This window comes from Microbacterium paludicola, from assembly GCF_015235415.1.
Taxonomy (GTDB): domain Bacteria; phylum Actinomycetota; class Actinomycetes; order Actinomycetales; family Microbacteriaceae; genus Microbacterium; species Microbacterium paludicola.
In genome coordinates this window covers 45738-67426 of record NZ_JADGLL010000009.1, presented here as the reverse complement: position 1 = coordinate 67426, position 21689 = coordinate 45738, and the positions used below count along the sequence as shown (strand labels likewise).

Here is a 21689-nt window from a genome sequence, read left to right as displayed (position 1 = left end):
CGGGATGTCGCTTAGAAGGAGCTCGACGCGCGGCGCGGGCCGCGGCGGCGCTGCGGGGCCGGGTTGCCGGCACCGGTCGAGCCGCCGTGCGCCGAGCCGCCGTGGGCGGGGCGCTGCGCGGGCTGGCCGGTCGAGGTGCTGTACGTCGGCGCCGACTGGCCGCCGCGGGGTGCGCCCTGGCGCTGGCCGCCCTGCGACTGACCGCCGCCCTGGCCGCCACGACCGCCGCGTCCGCGTCCGCCGCCCTGACCGTGGCGCTGGCCGCCCGCAGCGCCCTGGCCCTCGCGGGCCGCGCGCTTGCGCTGGGCGTTCGCGCCGGTCGAGCGACCGCCGCCGGTCGATCCCTCGGCCGGGGCGTTGCCCGCACCGGGGCCGCCCGGGCGCGGGGCGACGCGCTCGGCGACCTCGCCGACGAGGGCGATGACGGCCGAGTGGTTCGCCGTGACGTGCTGCGGCTTGACGTCGATCGCCGCGCGGCGCATCAGGATCTCCGTGTCCTTGCGCTGCGACGGCACCATGAGCGTCACGACGTCGCCGGCGGCGCCGGCGCGGGCGGTGCGGCCCGAGCGGTGGAGGTACGCCTTGTGCTCGGCCGGCGGATCGATGTGCACGACCAGGTCGACGCCGTCGACGTGCACGCCGCGGGCGGCGACGTCCGTCGCGACGAGCACCTTCACGGCGCCCGACGAGAAGTCGGCGAGGTTGCGGTCGCGCGCGTTCTGCGACAGGTTGCCGTGGAGATCCACGGCGGGGATGCCGGCCGCCGTCAGCTGACGCGCGAGCTTCTTCGCCTGGTGCTTGGTGCGGGTGAAGAGCATGCGGCGGGCGGTGCCCGAGGCGAGGGCCTTGATGACGTCGGTCTTCAGCTCGGTGCTGGAGATCTCGAAGAGGTGGTGCGTCATCGCGGCGACCGGCGACTCGGCCGAGTCGATGGCGATGTGCTCGGGGTTCGGCAGGAAGCGCTTGACGAGCTTGTCCACGCCGTTGTCGAGCGTGGCAGAGAAGAACATGCGCTGACCGTCGGTCGGCGTCTTCGACAGGATGCGCGTCACGCCGGGGAGGAAGCCGAGGTCGGCCATGTGGTCGGCCTCGTCCAGCACGGTGATCGAGACGCGGTCGAGGCGCACCACGCCCTGACCCATGAGGTCCTCGAGGCGGCCGGGGCAGGCAACGACGATGTCGACGCCGCGCGCGAAGGCTGCCTCCTGCGGCTTCTGCGAGACGCCGCCGAAGATGGTGGTCACGGCCATGCCGGCGGCCTTGGCCAGGGGCTCGACCGTGCGGGTGATCTGCGTGGCGAGCTCGCGCGTGGGAGCCAGGATGAGGGCGACCGGCGAGCCGGCGCGACCGCGCTGGCCCTTCGCGGCGAGGCGGGCGACGAGCGGGATGGCGAACGCGAGCGTCTTGCCGGATCCGGTCTTTCCGCGGCCGAGGACGTCGCGACCGGCGAGCGTCGAGGGAAGCGTCTCGCGCTGGATGGGGAAGGGGGTGGGACGGTCCATGGCGACGAGCGCGTCGACGAGGATCGAGGGGACGCCGAGGTCGGCGAAGGAGATCTGCTCAGCGGCAGAGGTCATGTGTGTTTCTTTCGATGATCCGGCCCAGGCGCACAGGGGCGCGGGCGCAGGGAAGCGCAGGCCGGTGGGAGGCGAACACGGCGGATGCCGGATCCGTTCGCCGCGGCAGGAAGACGGGGCGTCAGCCGGATGCGATCCGGCGAGCCCTGGTCTCTGGGGAGACCTGTCGAGACACGACGACGCGCCCGAGACTCGGACGCATTCCCGACAGTAGCACCCTCAGCGGCGAGCACCCTGATGGTCAGCCGCTGCGCATCCGGTTCCGGACTCAGGGGACCCGGGGTGCACGTGCGCGTGTCGGGCGCAGGAGGCGACATCCGCCCCGCATCCCCTGAGCGCGGGACGCGCAACGGACGCAGGATGCCCGCGGTCAGTCGCGCGGGCGGGACGTCGACGACCGCACCCGCAGCTCGAACGGCAGCGGGGTGTCGGACGGCGGGGTGTCGTCGCCCTTCGGCTCGAGCTGCGCCATCAGGATGTCGACAGCGAGCGCGCCCTGCGCGCCCGGGAACTGGGCGATGGTGGTGAGGCCGAAGAAGTCCGACATGTCGTGGTCGTCGACACCGACGATCGACACGTCGAGCGGCACACTGAGGCCGAGGTCGCGCGCGGCGAGCATCGCGCCGAACGCCATCTCGTCGGAGGCGGCGAAGATCGCCGTGGCCCGGTCGCGCAGGGGAGCGCCGAGCAGCTGCTTCGCCGCCCGGTAGCCGCCCTGCACGGTGAAGTCGGCGTTCGCGACCCGGCTCTCGGCAATGGGAAGTCCCGCCTCGCGCATGGCCGCCTCCCAGCCCTGACGGCGCTTGGTCGGCAGGTGGAAGTCGGCGTCCGACTCGACGTCGCCGCCGATCAGGCCGATGCGCGAATGACCGAGGCCGATGAGGTGCTCCGTGGCGAGCGTCGCCACGGCCACGTCGTCGATTGCGAGGGTGCGTACGCCGGGGATCGGGCCGCCGACGCCCACGAGCGGCTTCCCCAGCGCGTGGAGGCTCGTGACCTCGGGCTCGGTGAGCTCGAGCGACACGGCGATCACGGCATCCACGCGCTGGCGCTGCAGGAAGTGCTCGAACACCGTGCGGCGCTCGCCGCCGTCGCCGGCGAGGTTGTACAGCGTCACGTCGTAGCCCGAGCGCATCAGCCGCTGCTGCGCGCCCTCGAGCACCGCGGTGAAGTACCAGCGGCTGAGGAACGGCAGCACGATGCCGACGTTGCGGGTGCGGCCGCTGGCAAGGCTCGAGGCGGCCTGGGAGACCACGTAGCCGAGCTCCCGCGCCGCCGCGACCACGCGCTCGCGGGCCGCGGCGGACACGTGGCCGCGCCCGGACAGCGCGCGGGACACCGTCGCCGTGGACACTCCGGCCAGCCGTGCCACCTCTGCGATGCTCATGCTCCGCGCGCTCCCTTGCGTGCTCGGGATCCGATCCGGATCCGTGGATCAGTCCTGGATCAGCCAGACGGTCGTGTCGGCGGGAAGGACGCGCGATCCGGATCCGTCCTGCTCGAGCGCGCCGCTCGAGACGAGGACGCGACCCTCCGGCAGCAGCACCGGCTCGGCGCCGGTGTTCGCCACGACCGTGACCCCGCCGCTGCGGAACGCGACCGCGGAGGCCGGGAGGCCCTCCACCCACGCGAAATCGTACGCGGCGCCGAGGCCCAGCTCGCGCCGCAGGCGCAGCAGCGTGCGGTACAGGTTCAGCGTCGAGTCCGGATCGTCCTCCTGACGATCGCGCGCGAGCTCCGCCCACTCGGACGGCTGCGGCAGCCACGCAGCACCCGTGCCGTTGAACCCGAACGCCGGGGCGTCGGCCTCCCACGGGATCGGCACGCGACATCCGTCGCGGCCGTAGCGCTCGCCCTGCGTGCGGAACCACGTCGGATCCTGGCGCGCGTCGTCCGGAAGCTCGATCGCCTCGGGCAGGCCGAGTTCCTCGCCCTGGTAGAGGTAGGCGGAGCCGGGCAGCGCGAGCATCAGCGACGTCGCGGCGCGGGCGCGGCGCAGGCCGACCACCGCGTCCGGCTTGCCGGGGGAGAGGGGGCCGATGCCGTGGCCCTGCGGCGCGTCGGCGCCCAGCGCGAGGCGCGAGGCGTGGCGGATCACGTCGTGGTTCGACAGCACCCACGTGGTCGGGGCGCCGACGCCGCCGAACGCGCGGAACGACTCGTCGACGACCTCGCGCAGCTGCGCCGCATCCCAGTCGGCCATGAGGTACGGGAAGTTGAAGGCCTGGTGCATCTCGTCGGGACGCACCCACAGGGCCGTCTCGGCCGCGGTCGGCAGCCACGCCTCGGCGCACAGGGCGCGGTCGCCCTCGTACTCCTCGAGCAGGCGGCGCCAGTCGCGGTACACCTCGTGCACGCCCTCCTGACCCCAGTAGGGAACCGGCTCCTTGCCGCCCATCGAGTCGGAGTCCTCCGGCGGCATGTAGTCGGGAAGCTCGTCGTGCTTGACCAGGCCGTGAGCCACGTCGACGCGGAAGCCGTCGACCCCGCGGTCGAGCCAGAAGCGCAGGATGCGGCGGAACTCCTCGCGCACCTCCTCGTTCGCCCAGTCGAAGTCGGGCTGGGAGGAGTCGAACAGGTGCAGGTACCACTGGCCCGGCGTGCCGTCGGCCTCGGTGACGCGGGTCCAGGCGTTGCCGCCGAACACCGACTGCCAGTTGTTCGGGGGCAGCTCGCCGCTCTCGCCGCGACCGTCGCGGAACATGTAGCGGCCGCGCTCGGGGCTTCCGGGAGCGGCGGCGAGGGCCGCCTGGAACCACGGGTGCTGGTCGGAGGAGTGGTTCGGCACGAGGTCGACGATCACGCGGATGCCGCGCTCGTGCGCGTGCTCGAGCATCTCGTCGAAGTCGGCGAGCGTGCCGAACAGCGGGTCGACGTCGCAGTAGTCGGCGACGTCGTAGCCGGCGTCCTTCTGCGGCGAGGTCATGAAGGGCGAGAGCCAGATCGCGTCGATGCCGAGGTCGCGGAGTGCGTCCAGGCGCGAGGTGATGCCGGGCAGGTCGCCGATGCCGTCGCCGTTCGCGTCCGCGAAGGAGCGGGGATAGATCTGGTAGATCGCGGCGGTGCGATACCAGGCGGCGCCGGGGGCGGCGGCGTCGCCTTCGGGGCCCACGAGTGTCGGGCTCAGGGTGGGAGCGGGAGTCATGAGATGAGACTTTATGCGATTCCGGCTGGATGTGGAAACGTTTGCAGGCAGGAGCGGCGTCCGTGTGCATCACGGTTGGGTATCGAACCTCTGGCATCACAGAAGGGCCGTTTTGCGGATCCGGGATGAACGGGTATACCTGTAACCGCTTGCAGAAATCGGCGGAGTGGCCGATTCCACGACAGAGAGGCAACACGCCAATGAAGGTGAACAGCAAGGGCCGCCTGGTCGCGGCTTTCGCGATCGCGACGACTCTCGGCCTTGCCGGATGCTCGTCCACGCCGGCCCCGCAGGGCGGCGAGACGTCCGCCCCCGCCGAGGGCGAGGGCGAGGCCACATCGACTCTGACCGTCTGGGTCGACGCCGAGCGCGTGGATGCGCTGCAGGGTGCGGCCGACGCGTACACCGAGCAGACCGGTGTCGAGGTCGAGCTCGTCGGCAAGGACAACGCCGACATCAAGGACGACTTCATCCAGCAGGTGCCGACGGGCGAGGGCCCCGACATCACCATGGGTGCCCACGACTGGCTGGGCGAGCTCGCCACCAACGGCGTCGTCGCGCCGCTCGAGCTCGGCGACGCGGCCTCGGACTACCTGCCCGTCGCGCTGGACGCCTCCACCTACGAGGGCACCGTCTACATGCTCCCGTACGCCGTCGAGAACATCGCCGTGCTGCGCAACAAGGCGCTCGTGCCGGATGCGCCCACGAGCTTCGACGACATGATCGCCAAGGGCAAGGCCGCCGGCCTCGACCAGCCGTTCGTCGTCGAGCAGGGTGCCGAGGGCAACCCCTACCACCTGTACCCGTTCCAGACCGCGTTCGGCGCCCCCGTCTTCGGCACGAACGACAAGGGCTACGACCCGACCGACCTGCAGCTCGGCAGCGCCGGAGGCGAGCAGTTCGCCCAGTGGCTCGCCGGCCAGGGCAAGAACGGCACCGGCGTGTTCAACACCGACATCGACGGCGACATCGCCAAGCAGTCGTTTATCGACGGCAAGGCTGCCTACTGGCTCACCGGCCCGTGGAACGTCGGCGCCGCGATCGACGCCGGCGTGGACGTCGCGATCGACCCGGTCCCGAGCCCGACCGACAAGCCCGCCTCGCCGTTCGCGGGCGTCAAGGGCTTCTTCGTCTCGGCCGAGTCGGACAACAAGGTCGCCGCGAACGACTTCCTCGTGAACTACCTCGGCTCCGAGGACGCGCAGCTCGCGCTGTTCGAGGCGGGCAACATCCTGCCGGCCCTCTCCGCCGCGGCCGAGACCGCCTCGGAGGACCCGATCATCGGCGGCTTCGCCACGGTGGGCGAGCAGGCGGTGGCGATGCCCGCGATCCCGGCGATGGGCTCGGTGTGGCAGTACTGGGGCATCGCACAGGCCGAGATCATCAACGGCGCCGACCCCGTCGCGACGTGGCAGAAGCTGACGTCCGACGTGCAGGCCGCCATCGGCTGATCCGGGACTGACACCTCCACATCCCTGCTCGTCGAGCGAGGGCCTCGCGGCCCTCGCTCGACGAGCGGACTCTGACGACTTCGCACGGGCAAGGGAGCCATGACCGACACCGATACCCAGGTCGCCGAGACGGCGACCGACGCCGCGACCGACCCGCGTCGCCTGCGCAGGCAGCGCCAGGCGCGCGACATCGCCGAGCGGGCGGGCGGCGGCATCCGCGCTCTCGTCCTCAAGCTGATCCTGCTCGGCATCGTCGACGCGATCGCCGTCTACGCGGTGCTCGTCCTGATCGGCTTCCAGCAGTGGATCGTGATCGGCGTCGTCGTCGTCGTCGCCGTCATCGTCAACTGGATCTACTTCTCCCGCCGCACCCTGCCGGCGAAGTACCTCACGCCCGGCGTCATCTTCCTGTGCCTGTTCCAGGTGTTCGTGCTGATCTACACCGGCTACGTCGCCTTCACGAACTACGGCACCGGCCACAACGGCACCAAGGAGCAGGCGGTCGCCTCGCTCATGGCCTCGGCGCTCCAGCGTGTGCCCGACTCGGCGACCTACCCCATCACGGTCGTGGAGCAGGGCGGCGCGCTCGGCCTGCTCGTCACGACGCCCGAGGGCGAGGCGCTCGTCGGCACCACCGAGATGCCGCTCGCCCCCGCCGCGAACCCGACGTTCGAGGGAGACAAGGCCGTTGCGGCCGACGGCTGGAGCAGCCTGCAGTTCGCCCAGGTGCTGCAGCGTCAGAACGAGGTGACCGAGCTGTCGGTGCCGTTCTCGGACGACCCCAATGACGGTGCGCTGCGCACTCCGGACGGCACAAGCGGCTACCTCTACACCTCGGCGCTCGAGTACGACGAGGCCGCCGGCACCCTGACGAACACCGAGACCGGTGCGGTCTACCGCGACACGGGGGTCGGCGCGTTCACGGCCGAGGACGGGACCCAGCTGCTTCCGGGCTGGCAGATCACCGTCGGCTTCGACAACTTCATCCGCGCCGTGACCGATCAGCGCCTCGCGGGGCCCCTGTTCTACGTGACGCTGTGGACGTTCGCCTTCGCGCTGCTGTCCGTCGCGACGACGTTCTTCCTCGGGCTGTTCCTGGCGATCACGTTCAACAACGCCCGCATGCGCAGCCGCGCGGTGTACCGGGTGCTGATGATCCTTCCCTACGCGGTCCCGTCGTTCCTGTCGGCGCTGGTGTGGGCCGGCATGATGAACCAGAGCTTCGGCTTCCTGAACCAGGTGATCTTCGGCGGGGCGTCCATCCCGTGGCTGACGGATCCGGTGATGGCGAAGGTGTCGATCCTGATCGTGAACCTCTGGCTCGGCTTCCCGTACATGTTCCTCGTGTGCACCGGCGCGCTGCAGTCGATCCCCGACGAGCTGCAGGAGGCGGCGACGGTCGACGGCGCGAAGCCGTGGGCGGTGTTCCGCCTGATCAAGCTGCCGCTGCTGCTCGTCAGCGTCGCGCCGCTGCTGATCGCGTCGTTCGCGTTCAACTTCAACAACTTCAACGTCGTCTACATGCTCACCGACGGCGGACCGCGCGACTCGGCGGCGCCCATCCCCGTCGGGCACACCGACATCCTGATCTCGATGGTCTACAAGGTTGCCTTCACCGGCCAGACGCGCGACTACGGTCTCGCGAGCGCCTACTCGATCATCATCTTCATCGTGGTGGCAGTGATCTCCGTGATCGCGTTCCGCCGCACCAAGTCGCTCGAGGAGCTGAACTGATGAGCGCGACCGCCCTCACCGACCGCCGCCGCTCCTTCGGACGCTGGTTCGCCGACCTCGGCTGGCGCCACGTCGTCGGCATCATCGTCACCGCGTTCTCGCTGCTGCCGATCGTGTTCGTGATCTCGAGCTCGCTCAACCCGCGCGGCACCCTCACCGGATCGAACGCGCTGTTCTCGGCGATCGGCTTCGACAGCTACGTGCGCATCGTCAGCGACCCGAAGGTGCCGTTCCTCGCGTGGTTCGCGAACACCCTGATCATCGCGGGCATCACCGCGATCCTCACCGTCTTCCTCGGCGCGCTCGCCGCATACGCGTTCTCGCGCATGCGGTTCACCGGCCGTCGCTTCGGGCTCATCACGATCGTCGTCGTGCAGATGTTCCCGCAGTTGCTCGCGGTGGTGGCGATCTTCCTGCTGCTGAGCGCCATCGGCGACTGGTTCCCGGCCATCGGCCTGAACAGCAGGATCGGCCTGATCCTCGTCTACCTCGGCGGCGCCCTCGGCGTGAACACCTATCTGATGTACGGATTCTTCAACACCGTGCCGCAGTCGATCGACGAGGCCGCGAAGATCGACGGCGCGAGCCACGTGCGCGTGTTCTTCACGATCATCCTGCGCCTCGTCGCGCCGATCCTGGCGGTTGTCGCATTGCTGTCCTTCATCGGCAGCGTGAACGAGTTCGTGGTGGCGTCGGTCGTGCTGATCGACACCGAGAACCAGACGCTCGCCGTGGGTCTGACGAAGCTGGTCTCGAACCCGCGCTACGCAGACTGGAGCGCCTTCTCGGCCGGCGCGGTGATGGCCGCGCTGCCGGTGGTCGCGCTGTTCCTGTTCCTGCAGAAGTACATCGTCGGCGGACTGACCGCGGGTGCCGTGAAGTAACCCGCGGCTGGCACGACGGAGGCGCCGGATCGCCTGTCGGTCCGGCGCCGACGTCGCTCTTTGTAGTACGTTTACACGAAAGCATGCACCCAGCGCCCGCCGGACTCGCTCCGCGGTCGGGAAGGTGACTTCTGAGTAGTTCTACTACACCTCGATGGAGAGGCTCTCGTGATCCCGACAGTGCTTCCGGTGTATCTGGAGGACATACCGCAGCAGTCGTTCCACATTCAACTCGAGGCGTTGCGCGCCATCGCGGGGCACATGGTGGCCTGGCTCGAGCCTTGTCGGCTACCGGAAGCCGACGGGGTGCAGGCCGACGCCGTGATCGTGCCCGACATGAGCGGCGCCGCGTACCGCCAGCTCGACTACTTCCAGCGCATTCGGGTTCCGATCCTCGTCGTGACCAGCGAGTTCGGCACCGTCTCCATGTGGGACTGGGAGATCCGCGATTTCCTCGCGCGGCGAGGCGTGCCCACAATTGCTCCGACCGCGCGCACGGAGTTCGAGGACATTCTTCGTGCGCTCGGCGCCAAGGCGACGTTGCGCGGTGCGCGCATGCTTGCCTACCTCGACGACCTCGGCGCAGGCAAGCAGCCCGACATCTTCAAGCGCTTCTACTGGTACGAAGACGACTGCGCGGGAGCGCTCGCCGATGTGTTCGGCACGGTGGTCGAGAAACGCAGCTTTCGAGAGCTGGCCGCACGCGCCGCCGCCGTACCCGCGTCACGGGTCACGGAGGAGATCGCACGCGTGTCCAACGGGGTGCAGCTCAGCGAGCTCGGTCTGCGTGCCCGAGAAGAGGCCCTCCGCATGAAGCTCGCGCTCTCCGACGAACTCGACGAGACCCCCGGCGTTATCGCAGCCGGGATCAACTGCCTGAACGAGTCGGAGACGTCGGCGACCACGCCCTGTCTCGCCTGGAACCTGCTCTTCGAGGAGCGAGGCCTGATCTGGGGGTGCGAAGCCGACTTGACCTCCATGATCACGAAGTACCTCGTCAACGCCTCTCTCGACGCGCCCGTCATGATGACCAACCTGTACCCGTTCCTCATGGGTCAAGCCGCGCTTAAGCACGAGAAGATTCCGCATTTCCCGCCCGTGTCCGCCCAGCCAGAGAACCACATCCTTGCTGCCCATTGCGGGTTCTTCGGCATCGTGCCGCAGCGGTGGGCGAGCCAGTGGGCGGTGCGGCCCCGGGTGCTCGAGATCGTCGATCCGCGCGCACACGCGCTCGACGCCCGCTTTCCCGAGGGTGACGTGACCCTCGTGAAGATCACGAGCACGATGGACCGCCTCTCGGTCACTCCCGCCGTGCTTTCCGAGTATGCGCAATTCGAGAACTCGGATTGCCTCAACGGTGCCGTGCTGCGCGTCGAGGACGGCTATCGCTTCGTCGAGAACCTGCCATCTCATCACGCGATCATCGCCGTCGGGGATCTCACGCGACGACTCGACGTGGTCTCGCGCGTTCTGGATCTCGAGACCTTCCGCATCTGACATCCCACGGAGGACCCGATCATGCCCGCCACGATGAAGGCCGTGGTCTACGACCGCCCCGAGCATTTCGAGATCCGCGAGCTCCCTGTGCCCGAGCCTGGGCCTGGGGAAGTGCTGCTGCGAGTGCTGCTCGCCGGTGTGTGCGGTACAGATCTTCACCTGCACGTCGGCGAGTTCGGCCCGAGCTACCCGCTGGTGCCGGGGCACGAGATCGTCGGTGAGGTGGTCAGGTTCGGCGCGGACTCCGAAGACCTCGTTGCGATGGCGGGACTCGCCGAGGGAATGCGAGTAGTGCTCGACAACACCGCTCAGTGCGGTGAATGCGCAGAGTGCTTACGCCAACGGCCGGCATTCTGCCTCGCCAACGTCGCGCACGGCGTCAACGCGCAGGGCGGTTTTGCCGAATATGTCGTCATCAGGATCGGACGTTGCTACCCCGCGGACGACCTCGATGTCGACGTCGCCGTCTTCGCGGAACCCACGGCGTGCGTCGTCCACGGCCTCGATGTGCTCGGACTGCGGCCTGGATCGGACGTGCTGCTGTTCGGCGCCGGACCGACCGGTCTGCTATTGACACAATTGCTGTCTCGAAACGGAGCAGCCCGACTCACCGTCGCGGCGCCGACGGTCGAGAAACTCGAGCTTGCGCGTCGGAGCGGTGCGACGCGGACCGTGCGAGTCGATCGTCAGGATCCGGAGACGGCACTGGCCCACCTGCGGGCGAACGCACCACGCGGATACGACGTCGTTGTCGACGCCACTGGCGCACCCTCTGTCCTGGAGAGCACGATCGGGCTCACCCGCACAGGCGGCACGGTGTTCGTCTATGGCATGACACCGGAGGCAACCCGGTGGCCGGTCGCTTCCTACGAGGTCTTCCGTCGCGAGTTGACGATCAAGGGATCCTTCGCGCAGCAGTTCTCGTTCGATCGTGCGCTCGCCTACCTGCGCTCCGGCGTCGTGAATCCGAGCGGGTACGTCACGCACCGTTTCGGAATCGAGCAGTATGCCGATGCGCTCGCCGCGGTGGCCGATAGCGCGTGCGTCAAGGCTGTGATCGCCCCCTGAGGGGTCGCCCCCGGTTCAGAAGCGTGCGAGCAGGCGGGCGGGGTTGCGGCGCAGCACCCGGTCGGAGAGATCTTCGCCGACCATGGCGATGAGACGAGGCACGACGCGCAGCCCGAGATAGCGCAGGCCCGGGAGGCCGCCATAGGCGCGATATCGCGAGCGCCGCGCGACGTCTCCGCCGACCAGCAGCCGGTTCTCGGCACCGAGGTGCGCCGCCCGCTCCAGGCAGTCGAGCACCACCGAATCCGGGTGTTCGCGATGCCTTGCGAATCCGTCGTAGCCGAGGAACGCGCCGCGCGCGGCGAGCTCAGCATGCAGCACGGCGTCGGGGTTCCGGTCTATGTGGGCCAGGACAACGGCGTCCGCCGATACACCGTCGGCTTCCAGGACGTCGAGCACCTCGTGGGCGGCGCTGCCGTGCTCCAGGTGCACCATGACGGGTGCGGAGACCTCGGCGTGCGCCGACGCCGCGGCGGCGAGCACCCGTCGAGAGAACCGCGTGATCTTCCAGTAATCGATCCCCGCCTTGACGATTCCCGACCGGCTCCTGAGGTCCTTTGTGAAGCGCCGCGCGAGGTCCGCCTCGTTCAGCGCGACGAGAGGATGGTCAGCGCGGTAATGCGATTCCCGGTGGGCCCCCGTAGCCGACACGATCCGAAGCCCTGTGGCGGCGGCGACGCGTGCCAGCGCGGGAACGTCCCGGCCGAGACCGAGCGGGGTCGCGTCGATCATCGCTTCGAAGCCGGACTCACGCAGCTCGGCTGCCTCGGCCGCTGCGGCCGACTCGTCATCGAGCTCGTCGCCGGGAAGCAGGGGCGTCACTTGGAAGAGATGCTCGTGGTAGTCCACGCGACCGAGGTCGCCGGCCGCGACATCACCGGCGACTGTGCGTACGCGCCCCGTCATCACCTCGGGCTCGAAGGGCGGCGTCATGCTTCTTTCTCCAGGGCCGTGATCAGGTTGCGTACCGCATCGGCGGCCGCGCGGCGCACGCTCGCATCCGTGTACGCGCCAAGGTGGGAGGTCGCGATGGTCGCGGGGTGGGCAAGCAGGCGGCTGGGTGCCGGGGGCTCCGTGTCGTAGGCGTCGACCGCGTAGGCGGCGAGCTGATCACTCTCGAGGGCCGCGAGGACCGCGTCATCGTCAACGAGCGCGGAACGCGAGGTGTTGATGAGCACTGCGCCGCGTCGCATCCGCGCGAGGCGCGCTCCGTCGATCACCGGACGCCCTTGCGGGCTTGGTGGAATGTGCAGGGTGACGACATCGGCTCGTGCGATGAGGTCGTCGAGGGGAACAAGGTCGAAAGGCGCCTCGGCGACGAACGGATCGTGCGCGACGACGTCCGCGCCCAGTGCCGCGGCCATCGTCGCGACGCGGCGACCGATCGCACCGAGACCGACGACGCCGATCGTCACGTCGCCGAGCTCACGGCCTTCGCGGCGACGCCACTGGCCATCCGCGAGTGCGCGTGCCGACCAGGTGATGCCACGAAGCCCGTCGATCGCGAGTCCGATGGCGAGTTCGGCGACGCCTTGTGCGTTGGCCCCGGCCGCGCGGACGACCCGTACTCCGCGCTCCGCGGCCGCGTCGTGATCGATTCCATCGACCCCGGCGCCGTTGCGGCTGATCACCCGCAGCGCGTCTGCCGCATCCAGCACGCGGGCGGTGATGGGTTCAACTCCAGCCAGCCAGCCGACGCAACCGGGAAGAACTCGGCGCAGCTCCGCTTCGGCTGGGATCTCTCCAGGGGTGCATCCGACCAACTCGTAGCCCGCCTGCCGGAGCAGATCAAGCGGGCCCTCCGCAATGAGACCTTGTCGTGTGAGGGAGCGCGGTGTGATGAGAATTCGGCCGCGTCCGATCACGGTGCGGCTCCAGGTCGCGAGGCGGCGCTCTCCTCGCTGCCGCGCATGCGCGCCAGACTCTGCTTCATCTCCTGGACGCGCTCGAGATCCGCAACGGAGCGCCGGGTCGCAACCGCTGTTGCAAGGATGTCAACGATGACGAGGTCTGCCAGGCGGCTCACGCTCGGGGTGTATACGTCGGTGTCCTCGAATGTGCTGCTGCGGATCTCGACGTGGGCGAGCGAGGAGAGTGGCCCCTCGTCCCCCGTGATCGCGACAACACGGCCTCCGGCGGCGCGGGCAGCCTCGGCGACCCGCACCACCTCTCGAGTGCGCGCGGTGTGAGAGATCGCCACGGTGACCGTTGTCGGGCGGCTCATCGACGCGGCGATGAACTGCTGATGGAAGTCCGACGGTGCCTGGCACGGCACGCCGAACAGAGGGAACTTCTGCTGGGCGTCCTGCGCGACGATCCCGCTCGCGCCGAATCCCACGAAGATCAGATCGTCGGCCTTCACAAGAAGATCGACCGCGAGGCCGATCCGCTTTGTGTCGAGGTGGCGTCGCGCGCGATCGAGGCTCGAGATCGTGTGGTTGAAGACCTTCTCTGCCAGGGCGTCGAGCGAATCGCTGCGGCTGATCGCGGAGTACGTCAGCGGGAGCCCGACCGCCACGGACTGCGCAAGCGCGAGCTTGAACGACCGGAAGCCGTCGAATCCCAATGCGGCGCAGAACCGCATCACGGTCGGCTCGCTCACACCCGCGGCGTCCGCGAGGCCCGCCATGTTGAACTCCACAGCCTCGGCCGGGTCCGCCAGGACCACGTCGGCGACCTTGCGTTCGGACGCGCGGAGGTCCGGCATCGTCGCGGTGAGGGTCTCGAACAGACCCGATGCGGGGGCGGCGGAGCCGGCGGAGAGGGCGTCGTTCATGGCTTCCATTCAGCGGGTCGAAGCGGCGAGCATGGCGAGATCGTCGAACACCGGACCCGCCGTGGGGACATCCTCGTGAAGGACCTCGGCGATCACCCGCGTCCAGCCGTGGAGGAAGTACACCCATCCATCCTCGATGCGTAAGCGGCGGGGGCCCGCTTGGGCGCGCGCCTGATCGAGGAACACAAGCTCGCCGCGATAGTTCAACTCCCACGCGAAGCCGTCGGCGGGGAAGCGTGCGTCATCCGTGAGCGGTGAGCCCGGCGCGTCCTTACCGAGTCCCGTCGCGTTCACCACGAGCGAGCCGGACGGCATGCGCGTAAGCACGCGGTCGTTGTCCACCGGCGAGGGCGCGAGCACGGTCTCCAGAGGCACGTCGGTGCCGAACTGCGCGTACACGTGCTCCAGATGCGCGAGACGCTGAGGGGAGCGGTTCGTGACAACGATCCGATCGGGGCGGTCGGCGCGATCGGAGTGGGAGAGATGCCAGGCGATGGCGATGGTCGAGCCTCCCGCGCCAAGACTGAGCACCTGCCCACCGGTGTCCGCCCAATGCCGTTCAGGGATGAACGCGTCCATCGCGAGCCCGCTCGAGATCGGATCCTTCGCATGGCAGACCAGGCGGCCGTTCGACTTCGACAAGCAACTCGTCTCGCCCATGAGTGCCGCGAGCGGGTCGATCTCATCGAAGAGGTCACGGCATGCGGTGAAGAGGTCGATCTTGTGAGTCGTCACCAGCCCGCCGAGACTGAGGGGATCCGTCGCGATGAACTCGACCACGGCTCGGTAGTCCTCGGCCGGGGCATGCAACGGAAGATCGATGCCACGCAGTCGCACGTCGGGGCGGCCAAGAGCGCGAGCCCACTGCGGGAAGACGCGCTGGATGGACGAGCGTCCGGTGGTCACGCCGATGAAGTACAACGTCGGTTCCTCGGCCGCGGTGAGGCTGGAGGCAGTGAGGACCGGCAGCACGTCCGTCATTCGTCAGTCTCCCCGGAACGGTATCCGCGATGGTCAGGGTTCGGCACCTGTGCCCATGCGCCGCCGGCTCCGCGCACGATGAGGCTCCGCATTCCGCCCGCGTGGGCGATGACGTCATAGTCTTGCCCAGCATCCGTGGCGTAGCAGAAGAGGGTCGTGAACAACTCGTCGCCGACGTTCACGCTGCGGTGGATCCAACCGCCCGGCACGTGCACAGCGACGCCTGGCGTGATCTCGACGGCGCGTGAATCGCCGTCGAGTGCGTCCATCAGCATCACACCGCGACCGGACAGGCCGTAGTACAACTCGGCGGCGCCGACGGTCCTATGAATGTGGCCTCGCGTCATGGCGAACTCGTTGCCTATCGTCCCCGGGCGCAGGCAACTGACTCCGATGGTGAGGGCGCCGGCGACCTGAGACGGGGTGCTCGACTCGACCCAGTACACGGGCTCGCCTTGGTCGGCTTCGAGCGCACGCGCATATGCCGCATCGTCGCGGTAGAGGCCTGCGAGATCTGACAACCGCTTCTCGTAGCGTCCGTCGGAGCCTTCCAGCGTCCCTTCCGCATCCGGGGCGAGGCGCACTGGGGCTCCGTAGATGTCCTCGGTCCTCATCTGTCTCCTTCCCTCGCGACTGCGGCTGCGGCTGCGCGATCCTCGAACCAAGGCTCCAGTCGTCGGTAGGCGTCGGTGAACGCCTCATGGGCTTCGCGGTACTTCGCAGTCGCGGTGTGGTCTGGTTGAAGCGGCTCGTCCAGTTCCGACATCCGCCGAGAGATTCCGAAATCGGAGAACACCCCGACGCCGACTCCGCCGACCACGGCTGCGCCGAGCGCCGTCGATTCGTCGACGAGCGCTCGCCGGCGCACGGGCACGCCCCAGACGTCGCACAGCACTGACATCACGACCTCGGAGTTCGCGGCGCCGCCGATCAGGTCCACGCCTGTGATGGCGGCGCCGCCTTCGCGGAATGCGTGTAACCCGCTCATGAGAGTGAATGCCACTCCCTCGAGAACCGCGCGCACGAGGTGCGGGCGATCGTGATGGCGCCCGAGGCCTACGAAGGCAGCGCGAGCGTGAGGGTTCCAGTAGGGCGAGCGCTCCCCGAGCAGATGCGGCAGGAAGAAGAGACCGTCGTCCGCGGCCGCCGCGCTTCTCGCCGGGCCGAGCAGTGCGGCGTAGCGCTCCCCGCCCGATTGCGGCTCGAGCACATCCGCGATCCATTCGATCGCGCCTCCGCCCGACTGCATGGTGGCGGTCGGGACGAACAGGCCGGGCACGACATGGTTGAACGTCATCGAGCGCATCTGGGGATCGTGGAGCGGGGCGGTCGAGGCGTACGACACCCATGAAGACGTGCCGAGATAGCCGTATGTGCCAGAGGATGGGGCGTGCACGCCGGCGCCGAGAGCGGCCATCGGCCCGTCGCCACCGCCGATGACGACGGGCGTGCCGGCCGCGATCCCGGTCAGTGATGCGGCCTCCCCCGTGACATGCCCGATGATCGTCGTGGAAGGGACGATGGGCGGCAGGACGCCGCGAGGCACCTCCGCCGCGGCCAGCAGCTCGTCGGACCAATCGCCGGATGTCTGATCGAACGCATTGGTGCCACTGGCATCCGACGGATCCGTTGCGAGTTCGCCCGTGAGCCGAAGCACGACGTAGTCTTTCGCGAGCACAACGTGCCGCACACGGGCGAACACGTCGGGCTCCCGGTCACGCACCAGCATGAGCTTTGGAAGGGTGTAAGTGGGATTGAGCCGGTGTCCGGTGATGCGGTACGCACGGGCCATCCCCACGCGCTCCACCAGGCGGTCGGCCTGCGCACTCGAGCGGGTATCCGCCCAGATGATCGCAGGCCTCACGGGGGCCAGATCCCCATCCAGCATGACCGCACCCATCATCTGTCCGGAGAAGGCCACAGCGGCCAGGGCACCTCGTGCCTCTGGATGAGCATCGATCAGCTGCCGCGACGCGACGCAGACTGCTCGCCACCAGTCATCGGGGTCCTGCTCCGCCAGCCCACCCGGGCCGAACGTGACACTGTACGTGGCGGTGGTTGTATCGACCACGCGACCGGCATCGTCGACAAGAGTCGCTTTGTCGCCGGTCGTGCCCAGGTCGTGGGAAAGGATGTACGCGGTCACCGCAGGGACGACCCGCCATCGACTAGGAGCTCGGCGCCGCAGAAGTAGGCGGCGTCGTCGCTCAGCAGGAACGCGACGGTGCCGGCGATCTCCTCGACCAGTGCGAAGCGCCCGACGATCGTGCCTTCGATCCAGCCCTGGTGCATGTGCTTCTTCAACGCATTCAACGGCGTGTCCACGTACCCGGGGGAGACGGCGTTGACTCGCACGCCTCGTCCGCCCCATTCGACGGCGAGAGATCGTGTCAGCGCACTGACCCCTGCCTTGGAGGTGTTGTAGACGCTCTGTCGCTGGGGGAAGTTCACCAGAGCGTTCCCGGACATCGAGGCGATGTTGACGATACAACCGCCCTGGCGAGCGAGCAGCTGCCGGCCGAACTCCCGGGACGTGAGGAAGACGCCACGCAGGTTCACGCCCATGACGCGGTCGTAGGTCTCCATCGGCATATCCTCCGCGGCCACGTCGTCCTCGACGATGCCCGCGCTGTTGACGAGGTCGATCGGCCGGTCGTCATGGGCGTACAGGCGGGATACGACATCGGCGACGGACTGCTCGTTGGCGACGTCTATCGGGACCGTCTGGATGTGCGCGGGTACGTTCTCCAGCCCACGCAGGTCGAGTGCGTATACCTCGGCTCCCTCGTCGGCGAGGCGACGCGCGATTGCGGCGCCGATACCGCCGGCGCCCCCCACCACGGCGACGCGGCGACCGGTGAACCGGCCGGAGATGACTTCTGACACTGCAGCTCCTCACTGAACTCAGCTCCGCGGGTGGCGCTGATCGCGCGCCCGATGCATCGACAATAGCCGAATCCTGTAGTTCTGCTACATCCTCGATCGGATGTGAGGGTTTCCGGGCTGGCGCTCAAAGATGCGCGACGGGTGTCATGCGGTTGCCGCTGCGGCAGGCATTCGGGGCGACCCGGATCCGCTGGCCACCGTCGGTGAGGAGGGGTGTGGCAGGGCTGTTGGGCGTGCGGGCATCGGGGTGAGTACGGCTGCTGCGGACGCCTCTTCCTCAAGCTAAATAACAAAAGTGTAGTAAGTAGTAGCGCAAACGCGACGACGCGTGTAGCGTCACTACATCGACGGACCGCGGACCCTGCGCGGCGTCGATGGAGCAGCACCCCACAACGATGTGATGGAGGAACACCGATGTCCCGTATCAAGATGTCCCGTGCGCGCGGCCTGGCAGCGGCTGGGGCCGTCGTCGCGCTCGCGCTCAGTGGCTGTGCTGCGGGCGGCGCAGCCGGCGGAGGAGAAGAAGTCGAGCCCGCTGAGTCGGGCGAGGTCGTCTGGTGGGGCTGGACCCCCGATACGCCGGTCGCCGAGCGTTACATCGCGGCGTTCAACGAGGAATACCCGGACATCAAAGTCACCTACAAGAACTTCGAGAACGTCGACTTCCGTAACGCCATCGTGCCCGCGCTCGACTCGGGCACGGGCCCCGACATCTTCAACCTGTCGCCTGCAGGCGGCTCTCCCGATACCTACGGCGGGTACGCACTCGACCTTGAGCCGCTCGCCGCCGACGTGCTCGGCAGCGACTGGGAGTCGAAGTTCGCGGGCGGCTACGCCGAGCAGCTGCGGGCGTCGGATGGTCGCCTCGTGTCGATGCCGCTCGGCGGCATGGCGGCGGGATTCCTCTGGGTGAACCAGGACATCCTCGACGAGGCCGGCACCCAAGCGCCGACCGACTACGACTCGTGGGTCGACGCCTGCGAGAAGATCAGCGCGATCGGCAAGACCTGCTACACGATGGGCGCCGGCGGCGAGGACACGTTCCCCACCGAGATGTTCCACTCGATCGCGAACTCGGTCGACCCGGAATGGTTCATCAAGGCCGCCACGGGTGAAGCGCAGTGGGACGACCCCCAGGGCATCGAGGTGCTCGAGATCCTCCAGAAGATGCGCGATGACGGAATCATCGCCGCCAACGCACTCGACGGCCCCCAGTACCCCCTCGCGAACGAGGCGTTCATGAAGGGCGAGGCCGCCATGGTGCAGATGGGCTTCTGGTACACGCAGTACGCGGAAGCCGAGTCGTGCAAGACCGCCATGGAGGGCGCGGGTGTGAGCAACGCCACGTGCTTCGTGCAGCTTCCTGCCGAGTTCCCGGATGTCGCAGGCAAAGGCAACGGCTCGGCGTACTTCGGCGAGGCCGACTACGGCCTGGCGATCAACGCGGACTCCGAGAACATCGGTGCGGCCAAGACATTCCTGTCGTGGCTGACGATGTCGGAGGCCGGTCAGCAGCACGTCGCGAACGCTCTCGACCTGCTCCCCGCCCTCCAGGGCGTCACACCCGCGTGGGATGAGATCGCCCTCGTGGACGATGCGGTGCAGCGTCCCGCGATCGAGAAGCTGATCGCCGACAGCGCCGCCACGACCCAGTCGCGCCAGTGGCAGACGCACGAGAAGACGCTGGATGCGATCGTGCTCGCGATGCAGCAGGTGCTCGATCCCTCGATCGACAAGAGCATCGAGGACATCGCGGCCGAGATGCAGGCCGGTTCGGAGCCGACGGACATCGGCAAGTGACCGACGCCGCACCAGCCGTCGACATCCACTGAATGCAAGGAAGGCACCCGCACATGACCGCTCTCGCAGAGCACACCGCCACTGTGCCGGGTCCGACCACGCCCGCGAGGCGAGGGGGACGGCACCGCGCCGGCTCCCTCGTCCCCGGCGGGATGGCGTGGATCCTGCCCGGTCTGATCGTCTCGGTCGGACTGATCTACTACAGCATCGTTTACGCCGGGTACCTGTCGTTCTTCGACTGGGGTGGCGGACGCTCGCTCATGGTGCCCGCCGGATTCGACAACTACGTGCGCGCGTTCACCGATCCGGTGTTCTGGATCGCGATCCGCAACACGGTGATCTTCTTCGTCGTGGTGTACGTCGTCCAGGTCGTGGGCGGCGTGCTGTTCGCCGCCGCGATGCACTCCAAGGTGTGGCTCGCGAACGTCTACAAGGTGATCGTCGTCGTCCCTGTCGTCGTGGCACCGGCCACCCTCGCCCCCGCGCACATCCAGGTGTGGCAGACGGATGGCACGATCAACGAGATCCTGAACGCGATCGGGCTCGGGTTCGTGGCGCAGTCGTGGCTCGGGCAGTCGTCGACGTCGCTGCTCGTGATCGTGCTCCTCGGCTGCTGGGGCTCGGTGGGATTCGGCTTCATCCTCTATTTCGCGGGGATGGCGCAGCTCGACCCCGAGATGCTGGAGGCCGCCCGCATCGACGGCGCAGGCAACCTCCGCGCGCTGTTCTCAGTGGTGCTGCCGAACCTGCGCCCCATCACCGTCTCGCTCGCGATCCTGAACTTCATCACCGCCCTGAAGCTGTTCGACGGCGTCTGGCTGATCACGCAGGGCGGACCTGCGAACTCCTCCGAGTTCCTCGGCACGATGATCTACTCGCAGACCGCGTCGTCGACCCGCGAGGTCGGATACGCCGCCGCGCTGTCGGTCATCCTGCTCGTGATCGCGGTTGCGACGAGCATCTTCATGCAGGTGCGCGGACGCGAGCGCGACGCACGCCGCACCACCCAGATCGCGACCGAGCCGCTCGCCGTCGAGTCGACCCGGGCGATCGTGCAGCCCCACGCCGCGCGCCGTCGCGGCGGACAAGGAGACTGATCATGTTCGAGACCCGTTCTCTCGCGGCCCGGATCGTGCTGCAGGTGATCATCACGATCGCCGTGATCCCGTTCCTGATTCCGCTCTACGCCATGTTCACGAAGTCCTTCGAGGGCGCGGGCTGGGGCAACTACTCCGCGGTGCTGCAGGTGCCCGGCTTCGCGCGCTTCTTCCTGAACACCGCGATCGTCGCCGGCGGATCGATCATCATCATCTACTTCGCGACGATGGCCGCTGCCTACGGCTTCTCGAAGCTGCGCATCTGGAACAAGGAGCTGTTCTTCTGGCTCATGATGGTGTGCCTCACGCTGCCCGAGGTCGTGCTGATCGCGCCGCTGTACTCCACCGCCGTCACGCTCGGGATGCTCGGCACGTTCTGGTCGGTGATCCTGCCGATCGCGGCCCTGCAGATCCCGTTCACCGTGCTGATCACGCGCGGCTTCGTCGACGGCATCCCCGACACGCTGTTCGAGGCGGCCCGCATCGACGGTGCCGGCACGTGGCGCATCTTCTGGAATGTGCTCGTGCCGCTCGCCCGCCCGATGGCCGTCGCGCTGATCGTGCTTGTGCTGATCAACGCGTGGAACGCGTATCTGCTGCCGAAGGTGTTCCTGGTGAACGAGGATATGGGTGTCGTGACGCTGCTGCCGGAGTTCTTCCGTCGCCAGTACAACGACGACATCCCGAAGATCCTCGCCGCCTCGGTGATCACCGTTATCCCGACAGTCGTCGCCTACGTGGCACTGCAGAAGCAGTTCGAGCGCGGCATGGCCGCCGGAGCCATCAAGTGAGG

18 protein-coding genes are annotated in these 21689 nt (G+C 68.4%); 8 read left to right on the top strand and 10 right to left on the bottom strand.

All coding sequences use genetic code 11. The annotated features are described in order from the left end of the window. Positions 1-11 precede the first annotated feature (11 nt). From IR155_RS06035 to IR155_RS06025, 3 genes are all read right to left on the bottom strand, one after another. Positions 12-1577 (bottom strand): DEAD/DEAH box helicase, encoded by a 1566-nt coding sequence (locus tag IR155_RS06035; RefSeq protein WP_135113926.1) that lies wholly within the window; start codon positions 1575-1577, stop codon positions 12-14. 370 nt (positions 1578-1947) lie between these two features. After that, positions 1948-2964, bottom strand: a complete 1017-nt coding sequence (locus IR155_RS06030; RefSeq protein ID WP_135113924.1) for a LacI family DNA-binding transcriptional regulator — start codon at positions 2962-2964, stop codon at positions 1948-1950. Between the two features lie 48 nt (positions 2965-3012). Continuing rightward, positions 3013-4722 carry a glycoside hydrolase family 13 protein gene (locus IR155_RS06025; protein WP_135113923.1) on the bottom strand — a complete coding sequence of 570 codons (1710 nt, stop codon included), beginning with the start codon at positions 4720-4722 and terminating at the stop codon, positions 3013-3015. 200 nt (positions 4723-4922) lie between these two features. On the opposite strand from IR155_RS06025, the gene IR155_RS06020 reads away from it, so the two are divergent. From IR155_RS06020 to IR155_RS06000, 5 genes are all read left to right on the top strand, one after another. Beyond that, a complete protein-coding gene (locus IR155_RS06020; protein ID WP_135113921.1) occupies positions 4923-6173 on the top strand; it encodes a sugar ABC transporter substrate-binding protein in 1251 nt (416 codons plus the stop codon). 99 nt (positions 6174-6272) lie between these two features. Next, positions 6273-7907, top strand: a complete 1635-nt coding sequence (locus tag IR155_RS06015) for an ABC transporter permease subunit (RefSeq protein ID WP_135113920.1) — start codon at positions 6273-6275, stop codon at positions 7905-7907. Then, complete coding sequence (locus tag IR155_RS06010) at positions 7907-8791, top strand: sugar ABC transporter permease (protein ID WP_135113919.1); 885 nt, start codon at positions 7907-7909, stop codon at positions 8789-8791. The genes IR155_RS06015 and IR155_RS06010 overlap by 1 nt, the downstream gene beginning before the upstream one ends. A gap of 189 nt (positions 8792-8980) precedes the next feature. Continuing rightward, entirely contained in the window at positions 8981-10288 is a 1308-nt protein-coding gene (locus tag IR155_RS06005; RefSeq protein ID WP_135113918.1) for a hypothetical protein, read from the top strand. A 21-nt stretch (positions 10289-10309) separates the two neighbouring features. Further along, positions 10310-11356: a zinc-dependent alcohol dehydrogenase family protein gene (locus tag IR155_RS06000; RefSeq protein WP_135113917.1), complete on the top strand. Its 1047-nt coding sequence runs from the start codon at positions 10310-10312 to the stop codon at positions 11354-11356. A 15-nt stretch (positions 11357-11371) separates the two neighbouring features. Here the strand turns inward: IR155_RS06000 and IR155_RS05995 are convergent, their stop codons facing one another. Genes IR155_RS05995 through IR155_RS05965 form a run of 7 tightly spaced genes read right to left on the bottom strand, consistent with a single transcriptional unit; the run spans position 11372 to position 17999 of the window. Beyond that, on the bottom strand, positions 11372-12289 hold the full coding sequence (locus tag IR155_RS05995; RefSeq protein WP_228066709.1) for a phosphotriesterase family protein: 918 nt from the start codon (positions 12287-12289) through the stop codon (positions 11372-11374). Further along, positions 12286-13221: a phosphoglycerate dehydrogenase gene (locus IR155_RS05990; RefSeq protein WP_209306738.1), complete on the bottom strand. Its 936-nt coding sequence runs from the start codon at positions 13219-13221 to the stop codon at positions 12286-12288. Before IR155_RS05990 ends, IR155_RS05995 begins: the two co-directional genes overlap by 4 nt. Continuing rightward, positions 13218-14132, bottom strand: coding sequence for an SIS domain-containing protein (locus tag IR155_RS05985; protein WP_135113915.1), 915 nt, complete (start codon positions 14130-14132; stop codon positions 13218-13220). Before IR155_RS05985 ends, IR155_RS05990 begins: the two co-directional genes overlap by 4 nt. Before the next feature lie 9 nt (positions 14133-14141). Further along, positions 14142-15113, bottom strand: coding sequence for a shikimate dehydrogenase family protein (locus IR155_RS05980; RefSeq protein ID WP_135113914.1), 972 nt, complete (start codon positions 15111-15113; stop codon positions 14142-14144). Beyond that, on the bottom strand, positions 15110-15727 hold the full coding sequence (locus tag IR155_RS05975; protein ID WP_135113913.1) for a glucose-6-phosphate isomerase family protein: 618 nt from the start codon (positions 15725-15727) through the stop codon (positions 15110-15112). Before IR155_RS05975 ends, IR155_RS05980 begins: the two co-directional genes overlap by 4 nt. Next, positions 15724-17259 carry a xylulokinase gene (xylB, locus tag IR155_RS05970; protein WP_233441115.1) on the bottom strand — a complete coding sequence of 512 codons (1536 nt, stop codon included), beginning with the start codon at positions 17257-17259 and terminating at the stop codon, positions 15724-15726. The genes IR155_RS05975 and xylB overlap by 4 nt, the downstream gene beginning before the upstream one ends. Further along, positions 17256-17999 (bottom strand): SDR family NAD(P)-dependent oxidoreductase, encoded by a 744-nt coding sequence (locus IR155_RS05965; RefSeq protein ID WP_209306737.1) that lies wholly within the window; start codon positions 17997-17999, stop codon positions 17256-17258. Before IR155_RS05965 ends, xylB begins: the two co-directional genes overlap by 4 nt. A 414-nt stretch (positions 18000-18413) precedes the next feature. Between IR155_RS05965 and IR155_RS05960 the strand changes: the two genes are divergently transcribed. From IR155_RS05960 to IR155_RS05950, 3 genes are read left to right on the top strand one after another with little or no spacing between them, the layout of a single operon-like run. Next, on the top strand, positions 18414-19799 hold the full coding sequence (locus tag IR155_RS05960) for an ABC transporter substrate-binding protein (protein ID WP_228066708.1): 1386 nt from the start codon (positions 18414-18416) through the stop codon (positions 19797-19799). 53 nt (positions 19800-19852) lie between these two features. Continuing rightward, entirely contained in the window at positions 19853-20896 is a 1044-nt protein-coding gene (locus tag IR155_RS05955) for a carbohydrate ABC transporter permease (protein WP_135113911.1), read from the top strand. A 2-nt stretch (positions 20897-20898) separates the two neighbouring features. Continuing rightward, positions 20899-21687: a carbohydrate ABC transporter permease gene (locus IR155_RS05950; RefSeq protein ID WP_135113910.1), complete on the top strand. Its 789-nt coding sequence runs from the start codon at positions 20899-20901 to the stop codon at positions 21685-21687. Positions 21688-21689 lie beyond the last annotated feature (2 nt).